This window comes from Cytobacillus firmus DS1 (assembly GCF_000565285.1).
In the GTDB taxonomy this organism is placed as follows: Bacteria; Bacillota; Bacilli; order Bacillales; family Cytobacillaceae; genus Cytobacillus; species Cytobacillus firmus_A.
This window is the reverse complement of the sequence record NZ_APVL01000011.1, coordinates 122,642-141,504: the sequence shown is the minus strand read 5'-3', so window position 1 is coordinate 141,504 and position 18,863 is coordinate 122,642. Positions and strand designations below refer to the sequence as shown.

Sequence of the window (18,863 nt, the reverse complement as noted above, 5' to 3'; positions counted from 1 at the left end):
GGAAAGAGAATATAGATTACTTTGTTAAATGGAGGTCTGGTTATGAGATTGGTGCAAATGGATATTGATCAGCTATTGGAATCCACATCAGAGATTGCCGAAGAAGATCTTGGCTATATGATCAGACAGGTGGAAATTGATCATTTATTAGAACGTACCCAGGATTGGTAATATATAAAAGAAACTCCCCTCAGACATAAGCTGAGGGGAGTTTTTAGGCCGAAAACGTATCCTCTTGTGAGTAGCTTTTAAGTCGCAAAGATTTCCTAGAAGATATGAATACGCCGAGAATCACAATTCCCCCGCCAATTATCTGATACAAATACAATTTTTCCTGTGTAAAACACAATGCAAAGATAATAGCAAAAACAGGAAGCAGATTCAGAAAAACCCCCGCTTTGGCTGCTCCGATTATGTGAACTCCAAAATTCCACGATAGAAAAGCCATAATGGAAGCCAGAAACCCAACATACAGCAAGATCCCTATAGAGGGTAAGGTGAAGACAGGTTTTGCTGCTTCCAGCCAAAAATATTCAATCAAGCTTAAAGGCGCCAATAGGAAAATGCCAAGAAATACTGATACATAAAAAGAAGATACTAAAGGCAAGACGTCTGCATATTTTTTGCCAATCACAGAATACAAAGCCCACATAAAAACCGCCCCCAAAACGTAAAAATCTCCGGCATTAATTTTCCATGAAAGAAACACTTCCACCGATCCTTTTGAAATGACAAATAATATCCCGAAGACTGACAGGATGATTCCTGATGCATGGTGTGCCAAAAGCTTTTCTCTTAATAGAAATACGGCAAGAATCGCGATAAAAAGCGGTGTTGTACTATTTACGACTGATGCATTAATAGACGTGGTGTATTGCAGTGCAACATAAATGATTGTATTGTAACCGGCAATACCGGTCACGGCTAAGAGCAAAAGAATCCTCTTATGCTTTCTTATAATATTCCAATCATTTTTAAGCTGCTTTGTCATAAAAGGACTTAAAAGCAGAAAGGCAATGATCCAGCGCATAAGGGAAAATAAAACAGGCGGAAAATAATCTACACCAATTCTCCCTATAACAAAATTACCTCCCCATATCATATTGGCTAATATCAGCAACAGAAAGCCGTTCGTTTTGTTTCTCTCATCCAGCAATTATGAAAACCTTCCTCCTCTACTGTAATAAATAAAATTTTACCTTTACCATCAGGAAAATTCATTAATTTCAGAAAAGTTTTTCTTGAAAAAATTGTAACTATTGGAAGTTGCAGCGCGTCAACTTACTTAAAAAGGGGTGTCTGTCATGAAAAATAAATGGCTTTTTTTTGGAGGTATCACATTAATCCTTATCATACTGGCGTCTTTTTCATTTTTTAACAGATTAAAAATTGTCAGTACTCTGGCAGGAACTGATGAAGAGTTAATTGTTTTAAACAATAAAGTGTGGGAGATTACGTTTTCAAAAGAACTTAATCCGGAAAGTGTTAACAATACCTCTGTTTATATTCTGAATGAGGATGGAGAAAAAGAACAGGTAAGAATCTCTTTGGAAAATAATAATAAATCCATTGAAATTCAGCCGCCCGAAGAAGGATATAGTCTGCATTCACCGCATTATACATTGGTCCTTACAGATGATATTAAAACAAAGAGAGGACAAAATCTGAATCAATCAGTAAAAACAGCCTTTAAAGTTATAAATACATTGCCGGCAATCGGCTCAAGAGAAAAATTGAACAGTTATTTTTCAAGAATGCTTAAAGAAGAAACGACTTTCTTTTCCGGAAGGGAAATGGCAGTGAGCGAGGAGAGCAGCAGTGCAAAGAGCTCAGCTGATTCTGCAGGGACAGATTATTCGGGGACAAATGTGCAAGTATCGGGTATTGATGAAGCCGACCTGATAAAAACAGATGGAACGCACATATACAAAATCTCCGAAAATAAAGTCCAGATTATCAAGGCAGTTCCGGCAGATAAAATGGAACTGGAATCTCAATTAACTTTTAATGGAAACTTTTCTCCCTATCAGCTATTTATAGAAGGCAGCCAATTAATCATCTTAGGCCACAGTTATAAAGATGTACCTGAACACATTGGGAAGGCGTCTGCCGAAAAAAAGATTGGACCTGCATTTCAATCCGCCAAAACAATTGTTTATAATATCGAAAATAAACAAAAACCCAAAAAAATTAGAGAGGCAGACATTGAGGGCAGCCTGCTTTCTTCAAGGCTAATGGACGGAAAAGTATATTTAATAACAAGTTATCATCCCGAATATTGGATACTGGAAAAAAATGAAAATGCCGATCTGCGTCCCCGTTATTATGATACTGCCGAGAGTAAAGAGCAGCAAATTGTTGATTACAATGAAATAAAGTATTTTCCCGGTTCTCAAAATGCAAATTATATTAATATAGCTGTATTGGATTTAAATGCCGGCGGGAAGCCATTAGCTGTCACAAGCTACTTAGGCAGCGGAAATGAATTTTACATGTCCAAAAACAATTTATACCTGGCAGCCACCCAATACAATAATGAAATCATCGCAGACAGACAAATGCCACATCCGGATACGAGCATCTTTAAGTTCAATATAAAAGACGGAAAAGTAGAATTCCAGGCATCTGCGGAAATAAAAGGCACCGTATTAAATCAGTTTTCAATGGATGAGTATAATGGAAACTTTAGAGTTGTGGCAACCAAGGGGGAAGCTTGGGATGAACGAACCCCTTCATCTAATAACCTTTACATTTTGGATAAGAATTTAAAACAGATTGGCCAGCTTGAAGACCTGGCAAAAGGGGAGAGAATTTACTCTGCACGGTTTATGAATGACCGGATTTATATGGTTACATTTAAGGAAACGGATCCTCTTTTTGTTATTGATGGGTCAAATCCGGAAAAACCATATGTTCTTGGTGAATTAAAAATTCCAGGCTTCAGTAACTACCTGCACCCTTTGGATGAAAATCATCTCATTGGCTTTGGTCATGATACAAAGATTAATGGAGGCAAAGGAGCTGGCAGCCAGCCTGTTATTACAACGGACGGTGTTAAAATATCTTTATTCGATGTAAGTGATACAAGTAATCCTGTTGAAAAGGATACAGAAATAATCGGGGGACGCGGCACCTACTCGCCTTTAAACTATGACCATAAAGCGCTTCTCATTGATAAAAAGAAAAATCTATATGGTTTCCCCATTTCGATCTATCAGAATAAAGAAGGAAGCCAGTTTGAATCCACATTCGACTTCCAGGGTGCGTTAGTATACAAAATTACTGTCCAAAACGGAATTGAGCTGCAAAGTGAAATTACCCACCAGACAGAAGAAGCAATCTATGAAGAATGGGAAGATGCAATCGAGAGGCTTATCTATATCGGTGATTATATTTATAGCATTTCACCTCAAAAAGTTGATGCCTATCATACAGATGGGTTCAAAAAAGCAGGAGAAGTTAAGTTAAATTAATTTAAGAGAACTGGCCATCCGGCTGGTTCTTTTTCTTAATAACCCTGCAGAAAACATATTGGAAGTGGATTTCCATATTTTTGAATGAACTTGCTATATATCGGCAATTATAAGGTTTATAGTATATAAATATAATTATAAATGGCTGGTGAGAATATGAACGGCAGCAGTATTCCTAAATTAATATCGTCCGAAATGGCCATGCTCTGGAACACCTATATAGCAGATACAGCAGCAGTCTGCTGCATAAAGCACTATATAAAAACAAATGAAGATCCGGATGTCCTGCCGGTATTGAACTACGCACTTACTATCGCGGAGGATCACATAGACGAAATTGCCTCACTCTTTCATACAGAAGAATTTCCCATACCTGATGGATTTAATGAGCAAGATCTGCACATTGACGCTCCCAAATTATTTTCAGATGTGACTTATCTAAGATTCATGCATCATTTAGGAAGAACTGGATTGAATGCCTATTCACTTGCTAAATCGGTTTCTGCAAGAAAAGATGTTCGCAGCATGTTTAAAAAATACTATGAACAAACCGAACAACTTTTTGATATGGCAGCTGAGGCTATGCAGGAAAAGGGGATTTTCATTCGATCACCATATATTGAATATCCTAAAAAGGTAAAGTATGTATCAGACCATCGTTTCCTTGGCGGGATTGCAGGAAAAAAACGGCAGCTTCTGGCTATCGAAATTGCCCATCTGGGAACGAATATCGAGTTATCCAATATTGCCAAAACCATGCTTTTAGCATTCAGCCAGGTAGCTAAAGAAAAAATGATAAGCAATTATTTCAAAAAAGGCTATGACATGAGCCTTGAGCATGTTGAATATTTTCTCAATGTCTTAAAAAATGACGATGTAGCCTATCCAAGCACATGGGATGGCTCCATTACAGACACAACGATAACACCTTTTTCGGATAAATTAATGATGTTTCAGATCGCAAGTATAACTGCGGTCGGCGTAATGGACTTTGGAATCGCGATCGGTGCAAGCATTAGAAAAGATTTGGCTATCCAGTATGCAAAAATGATGATCAAAGTCGGCAGTTTTGCAGACGACGGTGCAAAAATGATGATTGACAACGGCTGGCTGGAAACGCCGCCTCAATCACTTGATAGAGATGAACTCAGGAAAAAATAGCGGTGAAGCATTCTTTTATAGGGGATGCTTCATTTTTATGAGTGCCACTTAATAATTGGGGTAATAGAATACTAGCCTACAAAATAAGAAGGAGATGAGACCGAATGCATAAATGGATTCTTTCTTTTACCGCATGCGTAATGCTGTCAGCATGCAGCGCGGGTGAAGAGAAAAAAGAGGAAGCCGCAAAGAATGAAAACAGCAGCCAGGAATACAATGAAGCCACAAATACAGAAGGGGAAAAGAAGCCGCTCTCTATTGCCGAGCTGGATGACCGGATTGATGAGGGTATGAATATAGATACCTACTCTGCCGAAGTACAGTCATGGGCTGAAAAGGGACAGCTGGAAATGGAAGAAACAGTAGTGGTTGAAGATGAAAATACCTCTTCAGCAGATATACTCCAGCTTGCAGATGGATTTTTAGGCGTGGCATATGACGAGAAAGAAGTTACGGAAGTAAAAATGTTCCAGTCGGCAGAGCATGCAAAAGAATATTTTGAATCATTTTAATGAATATTGGACCTTCCAACCGGAAGGTCCAATTTCATTCCGGACTGTTTACCATGATAGCTGCAACCTGCATTAATCGATCAAAGAAAAGGACAGATGCAGGATTTTGTTCAATGCCTGTCTCCTGAAAGGCCTCCTTCATACAGGCAAGCCATCTTTGCGCTCTTAATGGTGTAATCTCAAATGGAAGATGTCTTTGTTTCATGGCAGGCGGGCCAAACTCCTGGCTGTAGAGAGGAGGCCCTCCAAGAAATTGTGTAAGAAACATCCTTTGTTTCCGCTTAATATCCTCTATGTCTCCTTCAAATAAGGGACTTAAAACCGAATCTGCATACACCCGCGGATAAAACGCCTCGACAAGCTTTTCAATAGTTTCAGTTCCGCCTATCTCTTCAAAAAGTGTTTTAAAATCCTGCACGATTCTCACCTGCTTGTAATTTATTATTTTATTGTCATTATATAGAAGCTATCCTAGCTTAAACGTGATATAAATCACAGTTTAAGATTATTCTTAGACAAGCATCCGCCAGAACCTTCATATTAAGCATAAAATTTTGATAACTGAAAAGAATGTGAGAAAATTATCCAGTACTCCAAATGCTAAAAAGAGGTGAAAGAATGGAAAATTTACAATCAGCTGTTTCATTACATAACGGTGTAAAAATGCCTTGGCTGGGGTTAGGTGTTTTTAAGGTTCAGGACGGGGACGAAGTTGTCCAGTCAGTTAAATCTGCCCTGAAAGCAGGATATAAAAGCATTGATACGGCAGCAGTCTATCAGAATGAAGAGGGTGTAGGCCAGGCAATCAGGGAAGCAGGCGTACCTCGTGAAGAACTATTTATTACTACGAAAGTCTGGAATTCTGACCAGGGTTACGAGTCTGCAATCAAGGCATTTGAAACCAGCCTTGAAAAGCTTGGTCTCGATTATATTGACCTTTACCTGATTCACTGGCCAGTTAAAGGAAAGTATAAAGAAACATGGAAAGCACTCGAAACTCTTTATAAAGAGAAGAAAGTAAAAGCAATTGGCGTGAGCAACTTCCAGATTCATCACCTGGAGGATCTAATGAAGGATGCCGAGATAAAGCCGATGGTCAATCAGGTGGAGCTTCATCCTTTACTCAGCCAGTCTGAGCTTAGAGACTTCTGCAGAAATCAGGAAATTCAGATAGAAGCATGGTCACCACTCGCACAGGGAGAGCTTCTCGAAAACGCAGCATTGAAGGAAATTGCCCAAAATTACGGCAAATCGGTTGCACAGGTTATTTTAAGATGGGATCTTCAGAACGGAATTGTTACTATCCCAAAGTCAGTAAAAGAACATCGCATCATTGAAAATGCTGATCTATTTGACTTTGAGCTTTCTTCAGAAGATATGGATAAAATCAGCAGCTTAAATGAAAATAGACGAGTAGGTCCGGACCCTGACAACTTCGATTTCTAAATAACGAGAGAAACCGGCAGGCACACTTTGCCTGCCGGTTTCCTTTTACTCCTCAAAATAATCCCGAAATTCTTTTGTATCTGTATCCGTTTTATTCTTGTAGTAAGGATTATCTTCAGTCGAATTTTCCGGATCAAGATTGGTCTTTATCACAAGAGTCGGCCCCGAAGTATGCCCGGCAATCATCCTATCATCCAATTCTTCGAAGTCCGGCATCTTTTCGCTTCCTGGTTTTATTGGATCCATGGCTGCACCTCCCATTCCATAGCGTGCAATGAGCAGGTACAATTTATTCATTATAGCCCCTTAAGTACGAAAGAATGTTTGCACAGGCGAAAAAAAGGATATTAGGGAAGAAAACTAACTTTGTGTTACATAAAGTGAAACTTCAATCAGTGGGGAGTGCTTTTCTCCCTGCTGATTGTTAGTTGAGGCCCACAGGAAAAGGAAGGCTTCGGCAGCATCGCACGACCAAATGCGACAGCTTTTGGGAGGACGTGGCGCTCTTAGTCTTTGTTCGCTTTTCGGCCTTTATGTGCAGTTTGACACCCACTTATCCTCCCTTGATTCATCAGAATCTTGATATGGGGGACATACAACCCGTTAGACTGCGATAAACCTACCCTGGTTTTTGATGGAGGAAGATAAATGAGTATTTTCGAGAATATTTTAGATATCCTGGAGAAAAAGGGGGCTATATCCATCCCGTCTCTGCTGGATGAAATGAATAGGATGAGCAATTTTCATAGAACCGGCGCGAAACCGGTTGAATTATCACATGTAAAATCAGTCATCAGCAGGAAAAGAGAGCTGTTCCATATTAAAAATAATATTGTCACGATTGATCCTGATAAAGATCCCATCCTTTTGAGTGTCAGTCTTGGTGGTTATCCCGGGCCATGGTACAAAATTGAAGTGGATTTCATCAATGGGCGTTTTGTTTATTTTGAATGGCATTTAAGTTCATTTTCATCAAGAAATGAGTTGCCGAAAGCGTCAGGAAGCATTGAAGAATTTAAGAAAGAATTATACCGGCTGAAGATTTGGAAGTGGCAGAAGGAATATAAAAATCCAGGGATTTTGATGGATAGTGTGACATGGTCCATTAAGCTGGTTACGAAGGAAAATATTTTTGAGAGTCAGGGGATACAGTCATTCCCAAATGGCTGGGATAAGTTTTGCATGGCACTTACGAATCTGACAGGAAAATTTATCTGCTAAAAAGCTGCTGCTGAGAAACCGGCTGCAGCTTTTTAGTTTTCTGAAATCATCTTTAGGACAAATCTCTTGTCTTCCTCATCAATAAACAGGCAATATTCTTCTTCCTCTGTTATATCCAGCAGCTGCTGAAGTTCTTTGGGAATATGGATGGAGCCATTTTCAGAAATTAGTCTTTTATTGTGGGTTGATTCCAAATTGGCTCTTTCAATAATAATTTGATCATCGTCGAAACGAAGATCAGCCAGTTTTCCAGGCAAAAGGCCAAATTGGCTGCGCCACTTGCTGGGAAGCAGAATTTTACGAGTTTTATTGAAATTCTTGCACTTGTACATTGTCAGCATGCTGATCAGCTCCTTTTATGATTGTTAATCTATTACACATATTGGAACTTTCAAAACACGAATTTCAAGCAATTCCGAATAAAATTCATTGGCTCCAGTAAAAAGGATGAATAAAATTCCTCTAAATACAAAACCTTTAAAAAAAGGTGGGGTAAGATGAAAAAGAAGCTATATTTAGTGCTGATAATTCTCCTTTCCTGGCTGACTGTTCCATTTATAGGCAAAAAGGACTTTAAGCGATTTTATCCTGCTGCTCTATTTATGGGGTTTTATGTTTTAATAGAAGGGATTATAGCTGAAAAAAACAAATGGTGGACGATTAAGGAAAGATTTCACCCCAAGCTTAGTGGTGAATTGCCATTAGTATTAGGACCTTTTTTTGCAGGGTCTATATGGATATTAAAATTAACCTATAGTAAGCCGTTACTGTATTTACTTCTAAATGGGGTGGTCGATGCCTTTTTCGCCTATCCTTTTTATACTTGGTTCAAAAAGATCGGAATTTGGAAACTTCGGCGCTTTTCACAGATGAAGCTGTTTATGCTATTTTTGCTGAAGTCAATCTTCATGTATGTTTTCCACCTCATCTTTGTGGATAAAAAAACTATATCCAGGTTAGCGAATGGAACTAAAAAAACCATAATGAATAAGGGAGAGGAGAGTTGAAAATGCAAAAAAGAAAAGACGTTTCCTGTACAGATGACAAGGATATACTTCATCATTTAATGGAAGAACAAATTGCTTATATCTGTGTTGAAGAAGAGGAAGAACGGATGAAGGAAGAAACGTTGAAAAGCATCAAATGAGATTAGGATACTAACCGGAAAGAGGTTTAAGATGAAGAAATTAATGATAAGTCTTATGGTATTGATATTCTTATCAGAATTCATTCCCATTCAGGCAATCACTGGAGAAGCGTATGCAGAGAGACCGGAACCAGCCCATGCAAAATGGGGCAGACTTGCTATGGAAACGGCAAAAGAGAAATACCCCAGTGCTAAGATACTTGACTACCTGCATATCGGCAGAGAAAAGAGACAAACGACAGATATTGAAAGGTTTAAGCTATGGGTAGAGGATGGCGGCAAAGAGTTCGGTTTATACATTGATATTGAATTTGATTCACAAACTGACAAAGTTGTCAGGATCAATACGCGCAAAACAGCTAATTAGCTCACTCATAAGCAAAGCGGGACTTCACCAAGGTGAAGCCCTGTTTCCTTTTATCGCAGTCAAACTGCCCGTAAAGGCCAGATTGGTGAGATACAGTGAAACTAGCCGACGCGCAGGCAGATGCTAAGTTGAACCAATCGGGTTCGTAGTGTCGATTGATCGAAGCGCAAGCGGAGATCTTAGCGACACTAGAACGCGACTAACAATCAGTGGGGGATAAGGAACACCCCCACTGATTGAAGTTTCACTTTATCGCAATCTCAAATTTTGAATAGCAATCAATCGAGAAGTCTGCATAGGGATTAGTGCTGCGGAACGCACATGTGCTGATGCCGATCTGTCTGGCAGGCATTAAATCTGTGTCCTGGTCGCCAATGGCCAAATCAATATGATATCGCCGGTGCAGATATTCATAGGACTCCGGATGCGGCTTTAAAGAGAAACCATCAAATTCAGGGCAGATAACTTCTTCAAAATAGGAAGTAAGTTTCCAATACTCCAGCAGTTCCTCCGTTGATTGCCGGTTACGGTGGGTGACAAGCACGTTTACATTATTTTGCTCTAATATGTTCCTTACAAATGGAAACAATGGCTTTTCATCATGCTTAATAGCAGCTTCCATTTGACGAAAATCAGCAATTTTTTCTGGAGGAACATCAAATTTCTGATAGGCTGTCCCGTTTTTCAAGGGTGCAAGGACTTCCTGAGGTTCCAGTTCTTTGCCTGATATGCTGATAAAAGCCTGAACCAAAGTAGGCCAAGTATCCAGAATCGTGCCATCTAAATCCCAGAGAACATTCATAAAAATCTCCCTCCTTGCAATGTATTCATTGTATAGGCTGTGAAAAGGCAAAGGCAAATACCCGGCAATTTTACCTGCCGGGTATCCTATTATCTCAATACATTAAAATATCTGGCTTCCGGATGGGCAAAAACCATTGCAGATACAGAAGCCTCAGGTTCCATCATGCATTCTTCAGTTAGCTGAACACCGATACCCTCAGGCTGTATAAGCTTAAACAGCTTTTTCTGGTCCTCAAGGTCAGGACAAGCAGGATAGCCATATGAAAAGCGCTGCCCCTGGTATTTCGCCGCAAAACGGTCTTTCATCGTCATTTCAACCGGATCAGGGAACCCCCAGCGATCGCGGATCTGGCGATGAATCAGCTCAGCAAGACCTTCAGCCGTCTCCAAAGCCAGCGACTGCAGGGCATGGCTTTCCAGGAATCTGCCTTCCGCTTTTAAACGGTCTGCTATACCGCGTATTCCTTTCCCGGCTGTCACAGTAAAGAAGGAAACATAATCCATTTGACCGCTTTCTTTTGATTTAAGGAAATCTGCCAGACATAAGAATGGCTCTGATTCCTGGCGCGGAAACTCAAATGTCTCGATGACCGTTTTTTCATCCTCAGCATAAATAAACACCTTATCGCCATCTGACTGGGCAGGGAAGAATTGATAAACTGCTTTTGGTTCAATCCAGTTTTTCTCTTTTGCTTCAGCAATCAGTTCATCAACCATTTCGTTAATCTTGATGGCCTTTTCATCTTTTTCCGCAAGAAGCTTTTGCAGGTTTCCTTTTAAGCCAAGGTGATGGCCAATCAGCATTTGCTTATTTATATACGGCTCGACATGCGAGAGGGAATATGTTTTCAGCAAATGCCGTTTTAAATCTTTTGGAACAAATACAGGTACTTGTGTGTTTACTGTTGGTTTAGGCTTTACTGCAACCGCTACTGATCCGCGGTCATAAGGTACCGCATTAAGCGCTGCTGCCTGTTTTTCTTCCTGCTGGATTCGCAGTTTCTCAGCTTCTTCAGGCTCCTGAAGCTGATTGGCTAAAGAGAGACCGTTCATAGCATCTTTGGCATACAGCACGAGACCGTCATATTCCTTGGAAATTTTAGTATCAGTAAATTTCCTTGAAAGGGCGGCGCCGCCTACTAAAATCGGAATATCGATACCTGCCTGTTTCATGTCATGTGCCGTAATGACCATCTGCTGTGCAGATTTAACAAGCAGACCTGAAAGGCCGACGATATCCGGGTTTTCACGCCTGATGTTTTCAATCAGTTCAGCAGGTGAGACTTTGATTCCCAAATCTATTACTTCATATCCATTATTGCTTAAAATAATATCCACAAGATTTTTCCCTATATCATGGACATCTCCTTTAACGGTTGCGAGGATGATTTTCCCCTTGGAAGAAGATTGTGCAGCGTCTTTTTCCATATAAGGTTCAAGATGAGCAACAGATGCTTTCATAACCTCCGCGCTTTGAAGGACTTCTGCAACAATCAGCTGGTTATCATTGAACAATCTTCCTACTTCCTTCATTCCATTCATTAAAGGCCCATTAATGATATCAAGAGGAGCAGGGTATGCTTGCAGGGCCAGATCAAGATCAGGCAGGAGCCCTTCTTTTGTTCCTTCAAGAATATAATAGGCTAAGCGTTCTTCAAGAGTCATATCAGGAAGAACACTTTTGCTTTCTTTCTTCTTATCCCGGTAAAAATCTGTGAAAATGGCAAGTGATTCATCAGTCGTTTCAAAAAGAAGCTTTTCAGCCATTAAGACCTCTTCTTTTGAAATAGAAGCAAATCTTTCGAGTTTCTCCGTATTCACTATCGCATAATCCAGGCCTGCCTGAGTGCAGTGATACAGAAATACTGAATTTAATATCTCCCTGCCGACAGGAGGAAGGCCGAATGAAACATTACTGATTCCCAGTATGGTTTGTACCTCCGGGAAAGCTTCTTTAATAAGTCTTATCCCATCTACCGTTGCTTTTGCAGATCCGATGTATTGCTCATCTCCTGTGCCGACAGGGAAGACGAGGGGGTCAAAAATAAGATCCTCAGGCGGAATTTGATACTTGTTTACAAGCAAATCATACGAACGCTTTGCAATTTCAAGTTTTCGTTCAGCCGAAACACCCATTCCTTCTTCGTCAATCGTTCCGACAACCACTGCAGCACCATAGCGGTGAACGAGAGGGGCAATCGCCTCAAAGCGTTCTTCGCCATCTTCCAGATTAATCGAATTTATGATGGCCTTACCCTGTGAATAGGTAAGAGCTTTTTCAATCACTTTTTCATCTGTTGAATCGATCACGAGCGGAACTTTGATTTTTTTTACTAATTCCTTGATGAAATTCTCAACATCCTGCATTTCATCACGATCAGGATCTGCCAGGCAAATATCAATAACATGGGCACCGCCTTTTACCTGGGCACGGCCAATCTCAGCAGCCTCCTCGAACTTTCCTTCTGCAATCAGCCTTTTAAACTTGCGGGAACCAATTACATTTGTTCGTTCACCGACCATTATGGGTCTTAAAGTTGGATCGTCATAAATCAGAGGTTCAATTCCGGAAACTTTATGCAGGGAGTTCCCCTCATAATTCCTTGGTTTATAATCTTTAACCGACTCAGCAATTGCTTGGATATGTTCAGGTGTAGTTCCGCAGCAGCCGCCCACAATATTCAGCCAGCCTTCCTTGGCAAATCCCTCAAGCTTGCTCGCCAATGATTCGGGAGTTTCATGGTACTGTCCTTCTTCATCAGGCAATCCTGCATTAGGATAGCAGCTGACAGCAGTAGATGCCAAACCTGATAAAGAACGGATATGGTCCTGCATGAATTCAGGGCCTGTCGCACAGTTAAGTCCAACTGCCAGTGGTTTCATGTGTTCCAGAGAAATATAAAATGCTTCAATCGATTGGCCAGCAAGAGTCGTGCCCATCGGTTCAATCGTTCCCGAAACGATAAGCGGAAGTTTAATTCCCGTCGTTTTTGATGCATTTTCAATGCCGATAAAACCAGCCTTCACATTCAGCATGTCCTGGCTGGTTTCGAGGAGAAGAAGATCGGCTCCACCGTCTATTAACCCTCTGGCCTGCTCTTCATAGGCTGCTATCATTTCTTCAAATGTAGACCCGCCGGTTACACTCAGCGTCTTCGTCGTAGGTCCCATGGCACCGGCCACATATCTCGGCCATTCAGGAGTAGACATGAGGTCTGCAGCTTTTCTGGCAATTTCTACAGCAATTTTATTCAATTCATAAGCTTTCTCTTCCAGATCGTAATCTGCGAGAACAATGCTGGTTGCCCCAAAGGTATTGGTTTCAATTATGTCTGCGCCGGCTTTTAAATATTCAAGGTGAATATGTTCAATAACAGATGGAGCTGTAATATTTAAATTTTCGTTGCAGCCTTCATATTCTTCGCCGCCAAAGTCATCGGCAGTAAGATTGGCTCTCTGCAGCATCGTGCCCATTGCTCCATCCATGATCAGGATCTTCTTTTTCAGCTGCTCCTGCAGTGATGGTTTATGCATGTTGTTTCCTCCTTGAAAGCCGTTCGGTTGTCTCACGGGCATAGTTTGATAGCTCGACAGTCATTTCATAGCGCATAAATGGAGTGATAAGATAAATGCCATTAAACAGCTCTGCCGCAGTATCGATCAGCGACTTGGCAATGGCAATGCCTTCAGCTCCAGCTCGTGCAGGATCATCTTTCAATGAAGCCATCCGGTTTCTAATGCTGTCTGAAATTTTGATTCCAGGAACTTCATTATGCAGAAACTCGGCATTCCGGCTGCCGGTAAGAGGCATTAGGCCTATATAAACAGGTGCTTTTAAATCTTTCACAGCCTCATGAACTTCCAGCAGCTTCTCTTCAGAAAAAACTGGCTGCGAGATGAAATAATCCGCACCATGTTCAATTTTCTTTTCAAGCCTTCCAACAGCTTTTTCCAATGAGCGGACATTGGGGTTAAAAGCGCCTGCAACTGAAAAAGCAGCTTTCTGGCCAAGATCTTTCCCTGAAAAAGATAACCCCTCATTCAACTGCTTGATCATACTGATCAATTCAAATGATGAGACATCATATACGGAAGATGCTCCTGGAAAATCACCGACACGTGCAGGATCACCCGTAACAGCAAGAATATCATTTAATCCAAGTGCATGCAGCCCCATTAAATGGGATTGCAGGCCAATTATATTTCGATCCCTGCAGGTCACATGAACAAGCGGGCGCAATCCTGTCTGCTGCTTGACGAGATAACCAAGCGCAGAGTTGCAAACCCGGGGGGAAGCAAGGGAGTTATCTGCAAGTGTAATAGAATCTATTCCGGCTTCCTTCAATGCTTTTGCACCTTCGAAAAAGCGTGAAGTATCAAGCTTTCTCGGCGGATCCAATTCAACAATTACGGAAGGCCTTTCCCTGACAATATCCTGAAGAGGAGGGAGCTCTCTTGATGATGATGGTTTTTCAGAAACAATGATTTTATTAATTGCCTTTGTCTCTTTTTCCTCGATTGGCGGAAGTCCTTTTAAAACATCAGAAAACGCCTTGATATGGTCAGGTGTTGTTCCGCAGCAGCCTCCAAGCAGGCGGACACCCTGATTTCGGAATTCAATTGCGGACTGCCGGAAATATTCTGCATCTCCTTCATAATGAAATTTGCCGTCCGTATAGGCTGGAATACTGGCATTAGGATATGCAGAAAGATAGGCATGCTCTGGCAAAGGTACACTTTCGAGCGTTTTCAGCATATGATGGGGGCCAAGCCTGCAATTGATTCCCACCACATCCGCGCCAATGCCGTCAAGCTTTTTTAATGCGTCTGCTATAGGAGTCTGGTTCTGAAGAACTCCAGCTTCCTGAAGTGAAACCTGTGCGATAATCGGCAGATCGGTTTCTTTTCTGGCTATGGCAAGGACCGTCTCTAGTTCTTCCAGGTCATAATAGGTTTCAAGCAAAATACCATCTACATTCTCAAGCAGCAGGCAATATAGCTGCTCCCTGAAGCTTCTTTTTATTTCTTCAAGTGTAATCATGTTCGGCTTGAATCCTCTGATCCCGCCGATTGTACCAGCAACATATGCGCGGCCCTTGGCAGCTTTTTTGGCAATCCTTGCTGCAGCACTGTTAATCTCCTTAACGGAGTCCTCCAGTCCATATCGCTGCAGCTTCAGATAATTCGCTGCATACGTATTGGTTTGGATCAATTCAGCCCCTGCCCCTACGTACGCTTCATGGATGTGCTGGATCTGTTCAGATTGTGATAGATTTAATTCCTCAAAACAGCTATCGGTACCATAGGAGTAGAGAAGAGTTCCCATCGCGCCATCTGCTATGATGATTTCATTCTTTAATTTATTTAGGAAACTCAAAGTATCACCCCCGCTGTAAAATCGAATGTTCTGTTTGTCCAGCAGCAGCTAAAGCTGCTTTGAAATCTTTGATTATATCATCTGGGCTCTCCAGGCCAACAGATAGACGAATAAGACTGTCCGTTATTCCGCGCTGCTCCCGTTCTGAAGCAGGCATGGCTGCATGCGACATTTTGGCAGGGTAGGAGAGAATGGATTCAACTGCCCCCAGACTTACTGCAAAAACAGGAATTTTCGCATTTTCCACAAATACTCTCATCGCCTTTTCATCTTCAAGTTCAAAAGACAAGACGGCACCTGCATTCAGAGCCTGCCTTTTCTGAATTTCATATCCGGGATGATCTGCAAACCCAGGATAATGCACCTTTTTAACTGCAGGGTGATCATTAAGGAAACGGGCAATTTTTTCAGCTGACCTCACAGACTGATCAAGCCTTACCTGCAAAGTTTTAATACCTCTCAGCACAAGCCAGGCATCCTGAACACCCAGAACAGCTCCAAAGGAGTTTTGGAGAAAAGCCAGTCTTGCACCTAACTCCGGATCCTTCACAACAGCTAAGCCGGCTACGACGTCACTGTGTCCGGATAAGAATTTAGTTGCGCTGTGCAGCACGATATCCGCCCCTAAAGAGAGCGGTTTTTGAAGGGCAGGGGTCAGGAATGTATTATCCACAAATGTCAGGGCTCCATGCTGTCTTGCCAGTGAACTGATGGCCTGTATATCTGTCACTTTCAGAAGCGGATTGGAAGGAGTCTCTACATAAAAAACCTTCGTGTTTGGACGAATTGCTTCTTTTACTTCCTCAAGGTTTGTCATATCAACAAATGTGTGCTCAATGCCGAAACGGGACAGGACTTCTGTTGTCATGCGATAGGTTCCGCCATATACATCTTCTGTAATGACTACATGATCTCCCTGTGATAAGAGCAGGAATGCTGTTGAAATGGCAGCCATACCAGAAGAAAAAGCAAACCCTCTAATCCCTTCTTCAAGCTCGGCGATGACTTCTTCAAGCGCTTCCCTTGTTGGATTCAGGCTGCGGCTGTAATCATATTTTCCGAACGAATCAATATCTTTTTGATGAAAAGTGGAGGCATGCTGGATCGGTACACTGACAGCTCCTGTTTCCGGGTCGAATTTATGACTATTGTGAAGCAATTTCGTTTGGAATGTGTAATTCGTACTCATCGTACTGCCTCCTTAACAACTTTTGCAAAAGCATGTTCAAGATCCGCTTTCAAATCTTCTGCATTTTCGATTCCAACCGAGAAACGCAGAAGCCTGTTACATACACCGGTTTCCTTGCGGATCTCTTCGGGGATGTCCGCATGCGTTTGTGTTGCGGGATATGTTATAAAACTCTCAACTCCGCCAAGGCTTTCAGCGAAGGAGATAAGGGAAAGGCTTTGCAGAAAAGGATTCACCCAGGATTCATCCTGTATCCGGAAAGAAATCATTCCACCCTTGCCTGGATAAAGAACATCCGTTACGGCATCGTGGTCTGATAGGAAAGCCGCTAATTCCCTGGCATTTTTCTCATGCCGTTCCATGCGAAGAGAGAGTGTCTTCATGCCTCTGATCAAAAGCCAGGAATCAAATGGGCTAAGGACTGCACCTGCAGCATTGTGGTTCATGGCAAGATCCTCACATAACTGTTTGCCTTTTGCGACAATTAAACCGGCAAGGACATCATTATGACCTCCAAGATACTTTGTTGCACTATGGATGACAATATCAGCTCCAAGCTTTAGCGGCTGCTGAAGAAGGGGGGTATAAAACGTGTTATCCACGATCAGTAGAATATTATGCCGTTTTGCGATGTCAGCTATCAACTGAATGTCTGTCTCTTCCATCAGCGGATTAGTGGGAGTCTCCAGAAATATAGCCTTCGTATTTTCAGTGATCAGCTCTTCAACACTTTCCGGAGTACTCGTATTCACATATTTGCTCTGCAGTCCCCATTTTTTGAAGCCCTGTTCAAGCAGACGATAGGTTCCTCCGTATAAATCCTTGGAAACAATCCATTCATCTCCGGATTTAAAGAGGGAAAGAATCGTAAGTATGGCTGCCATTCCGGAACTGCAGGCATAGCCCTGGTCGCCTTCTTCCAGATCGGCGATCGCCTTTTCAAGCAGCTGGCGGGTAGGGTTGCCTGTTCGGCTATAGTCAAAGCCAGTTGACTGGCCAATGCCTTCATGGCGGTAGGCTGTGGAAAAGTATACAGGCGGATTCACAGCACCTGTTGCTGATTCGCTCCTGTTTCCGATTTGTGCTAATTTGGTGTCAATATTATACATGCTTGTAAACACTCCTTCGTTATAATAAAAAAAGCCTTCTATAAGAAGAAGACTTTTTAATGTGAACAGCCATTCTTCTTATCTTTCAAGTTTCTAAAAAACTTGCAGGAATTAGCACCTTTTCAATCAAAATACGATTGCTGGTTGCTGAGGCGTCGTCGGGCCTTACCCTCGACCTCTCTGGATAAGAAATCAAATATTAAATTTTCTCTAAACTTTACTACAGTAAACCGTTAATAGTCAACACTTTTTTGAATATTTCATGTATTGATTTAAAATGACTCCTGCTGGCATAAAGAGAAACTTCAATCAGTGGGGGTTTTTTCCCCACTGATTGTTAGTCGCGTTCTAGTGTCGCTAAGATCTCCGCTAGCGCTTCGATCAATCGACACTGCGAACCCGATTGGTTCAACTAAGCCTGTGCCTGCACGTCGGCAAGTTTCACTGTATCTCACCAATCGGGCCTTTACGGGCAGGTTGATCGCCACTTTACCTCCATGGGTTCCTCTGAGTCTTGAGGTGGGGGTCTTACTGTCCGTTAGACTGCGATAAACAGTTATAGGTAGAACGCTTTAAAGTTCAGAATATTTCCTTTATAATAATAGGGAAAATAATATTTTTCTTGGAGGGAAGCATTTATGCAAGAACATAGTCACTGCCTTCATAGATTTGCCGAAACAGATGGGCCAGCCGTTTTCCGGACAATTGATGGCATTGAAGTGAATGTTGCCGGCAGCTTATTCAAAAAATGTACAACTTGCGGTCATTTTGATTTTCCCGTGGATACTAGAGAAGCCATTGAATCTTCCCTTAAAGAAAACAGAAAAAATACCAATGAATCGAAACAAATCTATATAAACCTGATAGAAACTTTTTAAAGCCGAAGCACTTCGGCTTTTTTTATGTTCATGTTACTTCATATTATAAATGTTTAACCTTTAACAAAACATTTTTTTAGAATAAGTAATTGCTAAAAAAATTTTTTAATAGTTTTCCACTATATTCATGTTTTTATCTTTGTGCAACTAGATTTTACGTGTTAGAATAACTGTGGAAA

General features: G+C 41.4%; 19 protein-coding genes and 1 riboswitch. Of the genes, 10 read left to right on the top strand and 9 right to left on the bottom strand.

All coding sequences use genetic code 11. The annotated features are described in order from the left end of the window. The first annotated feature begins 42 nt into the window (after positions 1-42). A complete protein-coding gene (locus PBF_RS27055; protein WP_258750318.1) occupies positions 43-171 on the top strand; it encodes a hypothetical protein in 129 nt (42 codons plus the stop codon). Positions 172-214: 43 nt separating this feature from the next. On the opposite strand, the gene PBF_RS15605 is transcribed toward PBF_RS27055, so the two are convergent. Continuing rightward, positions 215-1,156 carry a DMT family transporter gene (locus PBF_RS15605; RefSeq protein WP_035330867.1) on the bottom strand — a complete coding sequence of 314 codons (942 nt, stop codon included), beginning with the start codon at positions 1,154-1,156 and terminating at the stop codon, positions 215-217. A gap of 148 nt (positions 1,157-1,304) precedes the next feature. Here PBF_RS15605 and PBF_RS15600 point away from each other — a divergent pair, with 148 nt between their 5' ends. The 3 genes from PBF_RS15600 to PBF_RS15590 all read left to right on the top strand — a co-directional run bounded on the left by PBF_RS15600 (position 1,305) and on the right by PBF_RS15590 (position 5,146). Further along, positions 1,305-3,473 (top strand): beta-propeller domain-containing protein, encoded by a 2,169-nt coding sequence (locus PBF_RS15600; RefSeq protein ID WP_035330866.1) that lies wholly within the window; start codon positions 1,305-1,307, stop codon positions 3,471-3,473. Between the two features lie 156 nt (positions 3,474-3,629). After that, on the top strand, positions 3,630-4,634 hold the full coding sequence (locus PBF_RS15595; RefSeq protein ID WP_035330865.1) for a DUF3231 family protein: 1,005 nt from the start codon (positions 3,630-3,632) through the stop codon (positions 4,632-4,634). A 104-nt stretch (positions 4,635-4,738) separates the two neighbouring features. Beyond that, a complete protein-coding gene (locus tag PBF_RS15590) occupies positions 4,739-5,146 on the top strand; it encodes a hypothetical protein (protein WP_035330864.1) in 408 nt (135 codons plus the stop codon). A gap of 34 nt (positions 5,147-5,180) precedes the next feature. Here PBF_RS15590 and PBF_RS15585 read toward each other — a convergent pair whose 3' ends face one another. Next, positions 5,181-5,567, bottom strand: coding sequence for a globin (locus PBF_RS15585; protein WP_035330935.1), 387 nt, complete (start codon positions 5,565-5,567; stop codon positions 5,181-5,183). Between the two features lie 197 nt (positions 5,568-5,764). On the opposite strand from PBF_RS15585, the gene PBF_RS15580 reads away from it, so the two are divergent. Continuing rightward, positions 5,765-6,592 carry an aldo/keto reductase gene (locus PBF_RS15580; RefSeq protein WP_035330863.1) on the top strand — a complete coding sequence of 276 codons (828 nt, stop codon included), beginning with the start codon at positions 5,765-5,767 and terminating at the stop codon, positions 6,590-6,592. Between the two features lie 45 nt (positions 6,593-6,637). Here PBF_RS15580 and PBF_RS15575 read toward each other — a convergent pair whose 3' ends face one another. Next, the gene (locus PBF_RS15575; RefSeq protein WP_430515286.1) at positions 6,638-6,889 is read right to left on the bottom strand and encodes a hypothetical protein; all 252 of its coding nucleotides are present in this window, start codon (positions 6,887-6,889) and stop codon (positions 6,638-6,640) included. A gap of 351 nt (positions 6,890-7,240) precedes the next feature. Between PBF_RS15575 and PBF_RS15570 the strand changes: the two genes are divergently transcribed. Next, on the top strand, positions 7,241-7,813 hold the full coding sequence (locus PBF_RS15570; protein ID WP_035330862.1) for a hypothetical protein: 573 nt from the start codon (positions 7,241-7,243) through the stop codon (positions 7,811-7,813). Between the two features lie 32 nt (positions 7,814-7,845). On the opposite strand, the gene PBF_RS15565 is transcribed toward PBF_RS15570, so the two are convergent. Continuing rightward, complete coding sequence (locus PBF_RS15565; RefSeq protein ID WP_035330861.1) at positions 7,846-8,154, bottom strand: hypothetical protein; 309 nt, start codon at positions 8,152-8,154, stop codon at positions 7,846-7,848. Positions 8,155-8,310: 156 nt separating this feature from the next. On the opposite strand from PBF_RS15565, the gene PBF_RS15560 reads away from it, so the two are divergent. The 3 genes from PBF_RS15560 to PBF_RS15550 are packed head-to-tail and all read left to right on the top strand — an operon-like array spanning position 8,311 to position 9,327. Continuing rightward, positions 8,311-8,820: a hypothetical protein gene (locus PBF_RS15560; protein WP_035330860.1), complete on the top strand. Its 510-nt coding sequence runs from the start codon at positions 8,311-8,313 to the stop codon at positions 8,818-8,820. 2 nt (positions 8,821-8,822) lie between these two features. Continuing rightward, complete coding sequence (locus PBF_RS26520; protein WP_035330859.1) at positions 8,823-8,960, top strand: hypothetical protein; 138 nt, start codon at positions 8,823-8,825, stop codon at positions 8,958-8,960. 31 nt (positions 8,961-8,991) lie between these two features. Further along, entirely contained in the window at positions 8,992-9,327 is a 336-nt protein-coding gene (locus PBF_RS15550; RefSeq protein WP_035330858.1) for a DUF3889 domain-containing protein, read from the top strand. Positions 9,328-9,571: 244 nt separating this feature from the next. On the opposite strand, the gene PBF_RS15545 is transcribed toward PBF_RS15550, so the two are convergent. The 5 genes from PBF_RS15545 to PBF_RS15525 form a co-directional block, all read right to left on the bottom strand. Then, a complete protein-coding gene (locus PBF_RS15545; protein WP_035330857.1) occupies positions 9,572-10,129 on the bottom strand; it encodes an HAD hydrolase-like protein in 558 nt (185 codons plus the stop codon). An 89-nt stretch (positions 10,130-10,218) separates the two neighbouring features. Beyond that, positions 10,219-13,665: a methionine synthase gene (metH, locus tag PBF_RS15540; protein ID WP_035330856.1), complete on the bottom strand. Its 3,447-nt coding sequence runs from the start codon at positions 13,663-13,665 to the stop codon at positions 10,219-10,221. Beyond that, positions 13,658-15,508, bottom strand: a complete 1,851-nt coding sequence (locus PBF_RS15535; RefSeq protein ID WP_035330855.1) for a bifunctional homocysteine S-methyltransferase/methylenetetrahydrofolate reductase — start codon at positions 15,506-15,508, stop codon at positions 13,658-13,660. Before PBF_RS15535 ends, metH begins: the two co-directional genes overlap by 8 nt. A gap of 4 nt (positions 15,509-15,512) precedes the next feature. Beyond that, positions 15,513-16,697: a cystathionine beta-lyase gene (gene metC, locus PBF_RS15530; RefSeq protein WP_035330854.1), complete on the bottom strand. Its 1,185-nt coding sequence runs from the start codon at positions 16,695-16,697 to the stop codon at positions 15,513-15,515. Further along, a complete protein-coding gene (locus tag PBF_RS15525; RefSeq protein WP_035330853.1) occupies positions 16,694-17,806 on the bottom strand; it encodes a methionine biosynthesis PLP-dependent protein in 1,113 nt (370 codons plus the stop codon). The genes metC and PBF_RS15525 overlap by 4 nt, the downstream gene beginning before the upstream one ends. A 75-nt stretch (positions 17,807-17,881) precedes the next feature. After that, positions 17,882-17,997, bottom strand: a riboswitch (SAM riboswitch). A gap of 447 nt (positions 17,998-18,444) precedes the next feature. Between PBF_RS15525 and PBF_RS15520 the strand changes: the two genes are divergently transcribed. After that, positions 18,445-18,684, top strand: coding sequence for a hypothetical protein (locus PBF_RS15520; RefSeq protein WP_035330852.1), 240 nt, complete (start codon positions 18,445-18,447; stop codon positions 18,682-18,684). Positions 18,685-18,863: the final 179 nt, after the last annotated feature.